The sequence below is a fragment of the uncultured Tessaracoccus sp. genome, assembly GCF_947255005.1.
Classification (GTDB): Bacteria; Actinomycetota; Actinomycetes; order Propionibacteriales; family Propionibacteriaceae; genus Arachnia.
This window is the reverse complement of sequence record NZ_CAMYFI010000106.1, coordinates 1-4,395: the sequence shown is the minus strand read 5'-3', so window position 1 is coordinate 4,395 and position 4,395 is coordinate 1. Positions and strand designations below refer to the sequence as shown.

4 protein-coding genes and 2 pseudogenes are annotated in these 4,395 nt (G+C 63.2%); all 6 read right to left on the bottom strand.

Translation table 11 applies throughout. The annotated features are described in order from the left end of the window. A pseudogene (locus Q0X61_RS12715) lies at positions 1-1,008 on the bottom strand (primosomal protein N'); the annotation flags it as partial. 5 nt (positions 1,009-1,013) lie between these two features. Beyond that, positions 1,014-2,204 carry a methionine adenosyltransferase gene (metK, locus tag Q0X61_RS12710; RefSeq protein WP_297743198.1) on the bottom strand — a complete coding sequence of 397 codons (1,191 nt, stop codon included), beginning with the start codon at positions 2,202-2,204 and terminating at the stop codon, positions 1,014-1,016. 106 nt (positions 2,205-2,310) lie between these two features. Continuing rightward, positions 2,311-2,664, bottom strand: a complete 354-nt coding sequence (gene rpoZ / locus Q0X61_RS12705) for a DNA-directed RNA polymerase subunit omega (protein WP_297743196.1) — start codon at positions 2,662-2,664, stop codon at positions 2,311-2,313. Positions 2,665-2,690: 26 nt separating this feature from the next. Continuing rightward, positions 2,691-3,245, bottom strand: coding sequence for a guanylate kinase (gmk, locus tag Q0X61_RS12700; RefSeq protein WP_297743194.1), 555 nt, complete (start codon positions 3,243-3,245; stop codon positions 2,691-2,693). Positions 3,246-3,263: 18 nt separating this feature from the next. After that, positions 3,264-3,575: an integration host factor, actinobacterial type gene (mihF, locus tag Q0X61_RS12695; RefSeq protein WP_297743192.1), complete on the bottom strand. Its 312-nt coding sequence runs from the start codon at positions 3,573-3,575 to the stop codon at positions 3,264-3,266. A gap of 234 nt (positions 3,576-3,809) precedes the next feature. Continuing rightward, positions 3,810-4,395: pseudogene (gene carB / locus Q0X61_RS12690) on the bottom strand (carbamoyl phosphate synthase large subunit); the annotation flags it as partial.

The following is a 4,395-nucleotide window of genomic DNA, read 5'->3' as shown; positions in this document are numbered from 1 at the left end:
GGTGCGCATCTGAGGCACCACGCGGCGCAGCTGCGTGGGAGCCAGCCGAATCTCGTGCATCCAGCCGCGCTCGATGAGCGCTTGCGCATCCACTGATCGGGCATGCCCGATCAGCATCAACGCGCATCGTTCGAGCGACGCGCGCAAAATTCCGACGGTGCGCGCGTGGAAGTACGGGGAGCGTTGTTCAATGTGATGGTCGCTGCCCTCATCCAGGATGATGAGTAGGCCAGGACGCTGCACCGGAGCGAATACGGCGCTGCGCGTTCCGACGACGACGTGGGCCTCGCCACGTGTGAGCGCCAAGTAGTTGCGATAGCGAGGGCCGCGGCCCTGTTCCGACGACAGCGTAGCCACCGCCTGTGCTCCGAAGGCGTCGCGCAGCCGGGGCAGCGCATCCTCGAGCGCGCGCGCCGTGGGCACCACGATCACGGCGTCACGCTGCGATGCGAGACACGCGGCAGCCGCCTCGATGGCACCGTCGACGGCATCCCCCGGCGCCGCGACGGGTGCCGCCTGCCAGTGGGCTCGCGGCGACCTGCCCCCACGCAGGGCTGCCAGGAACCCGTCGCCTGCAGGGTACCGTTCGAGGACGCTCGCGACGTCGGACTGCGAGGGCTGAGGCCAGGTGCGCTGCGGAGCCTTCTCCGTGGTGGAGTGCCTCGGAGGTATCGCGAGCCGGGCTACATCCCACCACACTCCCGCGTAATGGTCGGCCACGGCCCGGACAAGCCGATGCGTCGCAGGCGTCAGGACGGGCTCCGGGGACACTACTTTCGAGATGCGCTCGAGTTCGCCGTCGAAGGCGCTGCTCTCCCCCACTTCGACGACCCACCCATCGCGCAGCAACCCCGCGAAGCGCACCTTCACGCGACACCCAGGCACCGCCTGCGCTTCCAGGGATGGCGGAATGGCGTAGTCGAAAAGCCGGTCGAGATGGGCTAGCGGCGTATCGACGGCGACGCGCGCCACCGTCAGCCCCGGCGCCTCGACCAGCGGGAGAGACATCCGAGCTAACCCTTGACCGCCGCTGCCAGCTGCTCGGCACGATCCGTACGCTCCCACGTAGCCGCCGGTATCTCGCGTCCGAAATGACCGTAGACGCACACATCCGAGTACCTCGGTTGAAGCAGGTCCAAGTCATGGATGATCGCGGCGGGCCGCAGGTCGAACACCTCGAGCACAGCATGTTCAATCTGCGCCTCGGGAACGGCACCTGTGCCGAAGGTGTCGATGTAGAACCCAACAGGTTCCGCCTTGCCGATGGCGTAGGCGAGCTGCGCCTCGACTTTTTCTGCCAGACCAGCGGCCACCACGTTCTTCGCCACCCACCGCAGCGCGTAGGCGGCGGAGCGGTCTACCTTCGACGGGTCCTTGCCGGAGAATGCGCCTCCGCCGTGGCGAGCCGTGCCGCCATAGGTGTCGACGATGATCTTGCGGCCGGTAACTCCAGCGTCGCTCATGGGCCCACCGATGACGAACTTGCCCGTCGGGTTCACCAGGATACGCGGCGCAGCGGCGCCAAAGCCGTAGCGTTCCAGCACCGGGGCAATCACCAGGCGCTCGATGTCGGGGCGAATGCGCGATCCGAGGTCGGCATCGGGATGGTGCTGGGTAGACACAACGACGGTTTCGACACCGGCCGGCTTGCCCTCATCGTCGTAGCGTACGGTGACCTGAGTCTTGCCGTCAGGGCGCAAATACGGCAGCTCCTCCGACTTACGCACTTCTGCCAGGCGCTCCGCCAAGCGGTGCGCGATGTCGATGGGAAGCGGCATGAGCGTCGAGGTCTCGTTGCAGGCGTACCCGAACATCAACCCCTGGTCGCCAGCGCCCTGCTTCGCGTACGCTTCACCGTCGCCCTGGCGCGCTTCCCACGCGTTGTCCACACCCTGCGCGATGTCTGGCGACTGCGCTCCGATGGCCACCGATACGCCGCAGGAGGCGCCGTCGAAGCCCACTTTGGAGGAGTTGTAGCCAATCTCGGTGACACGCTGCCGGACGATGTCAGCGACGTTGGCGTAGGCCTGCGTAGTGACCTCGCCAGCCACAACCACCAAGCCGGTAGTAATCAGCGTCTCGACGGCTACCCGGGAGCCTTGGTCTTGCGTCAGGAGTGCATCGAGGACGGCGTCAGAGATGGAATCTGCAATTTTATCCGGGTGACCTTCTGTCACCGACTCGGATGTGAATAGACGGCTCATGAGTGAGATCCTTCTGCGGCGACAAGCCGCTCAGTGGTTTTTTGCGGCGGCAACAAGCCGCCTAACCCGACCGGGTTGTCGGGACATCATTCGTGCCTGGAGGAAATCAGGCGTCGGCGTCAGTGCTCTGCTCCGCGTCGCCGTCGTCGAAGGGGTTCACGAAGTCGAACGAAGTGAGATCGTCGGCTGGCACGACAGCAGGTTCAGTTTCGGGGTCGAACTCACTGTGCTGCAGCAAACCCTCATTGATTTCACGCAATGCGATGCTGAGGGGCTTGTCTTCGGGAGCGGCCGATACTAGCGGCCCCACATTCTCAAGAAGCCCCTCACCCAGCTGGGAGTAGTAAGCGTTGATCTGTCGCGCGCGTTTGGCGGCGAAGAGGACGAGACGGTATTTGGAGTCGACGTGCTCGAGCAGCTCGTCAACGGGCGGGTTCGTAATTCCTTCAAGGGTATTCAATGAGGTGACCTTCTACTTGGGGCTGATCACAATCCCAGCAATGCTACCAAACTATCGACGGTTTCCTCGACCGACGCATTCACGATGAGGTGATCTGCTTCCTCAGCGCTGGCCAGCTCAAGCTTGGCGGTTTCGAGGCGCCGGGCGCGGGTGGCCTCATCTTCTGTGCCGCGACCGACGAGGCGACGCACCAACTCATCCCATGAGGGTGGCGCCAGGAAGACAAGCTGAGCGTTAGGCATGTGCGCTTTGACCTGCCTGGCGCCTTGCAGATCGATCTCCAAAATAACGTGACGTCCAGCTGCGACGGCCTCTTCGACGGGGCCGCGTGGAGTTCCGTAGCGGTGCGTGCCGTGCACCGTCGCCCACTCGAGCAACTGATCGTGCGCGATGAGCTCATCGAACCGCTCGTCGGTAACAAAATGATAGCTCTCACCAGGGATCTCCCCCGGCCTGGGCTGACGAGTGGTACACGAGACGGAGTAGAACGGCTCGTCATGCAGACAACGCAGGCGGGCGCAGACGGTACCTTTGCCCACTGCGCTAGGCCCCGAGATGATCCAGAGCTGAGCGGGAGTCATTACTTCAGCATAGTTGCCTCAGCGAACCAGCTGTTCCAAGCGCTCAATCTGATGATGACCGAGCCCACGAATTCGACGGTTCGCCGCGATATCCGCACGCTCAAGAATCTCAGTAGCGCGCGTTATACCCACCCGCGGCACGGCCCGCAACAGGTCAATCACCTTGATGCGTGAGAGTACCTCGTCTTGCTTGGCTTTGGCGAGCGCCTCGGTAAACGTGAGTTCCTGCTTCTTAACTTGCTCCTTCAACTCCGCACGGATACGGCGCGCTTCGGTGGCCGAGGCGCGCGCAGCTGCGAGCTGTTCACTGCTGAGCTTGGGAATCGCCATAGGGTTCTCCGATCCTGTTACCCGAGGTTGGCTTCTCAATATGAAGGAATCAATTGATTTAGAGAACTACGCTAGCGCGCTTGGGGGTCATTTGCGAGCACACGCTAAGAAATGGTCGGAAGCTGCCAGGTTCGCGCCCAGCCCAACAGAGCCCTCGCATCGTCTTTACGGCAATCTCCGTCCGAAACACCCGTCGTACCAGTCATGGATGCCGCGCACGAAGGCTGAGCCGCATCACCGACTCCAATCTTGCAGCGATTTGACGCTTACCTCGCCTCGCTGTTTCGCTTCGATGCCCTGCGCGGCTGCTGCCAGGCCAGGCACCGTCGTGATTAACGGGATATCGGCGAACACCGCGGCGGTGCGGATGGAGTATCCCGCCTCGCGAGTGCTCTCCCCTGCTGCCCCACCACCCGGGGTATTGAAGATCAGATCAATCTCGCCTGCCTTGATGAGGTCAACGATGCTCGGCCCTGCTCCGTCGGCTTCGGTCATCTTGCGCACCTCTTCACAGGCCATACCATTGCGGCGCAACACCGATGCGGTCCCGCGGGTGGCGAGCACGGTGAAGCCAAGATCGGCGAATCTGCGCAGTGGCCAGATGGCGTTGCGCTTGTCACGGTCAGCAATAGACGCGAAGATTGTTCCTCGCTCTGGCAAGGCCCAGCCGCCTGCGGCTTGGCTTTTGGCGTAGGCCGTGCCAAAGGTGTCGGACAGGCCCATGACCTCGCCGGTCGAGCGCATTTCCGGGCCCAGCACCGTGTCGACGAAGACGCCTGAGCTCGTGCGGAAGCGATTGAACGGCATCACTGCTTCTTTC

Excerpts from the sequence above, each read along its gene's own strand:
- gmk (WP_297743194.1), bottom strand. The coding sequence starts at position 3,245 with ATGACTCCCGCTCAGCTCTGGATCATCTCGGGGCCTAGCGCAGTGGGC.
- mihF (WP_297743192.1), bottom strand. The coding sequence starts at position 3,575 with ATGGCGATTCCCAAGCTCAGCAGTGAACAGCTCGCAGCTGCGCGCGCC.
- metK (WP_297743198.1), bottom strand. The coding sequence starts at position 2,204 with ATGAGCCGTCTATTCACATCCGAGTCGGTGACAGAAGGTCACCCGGAT.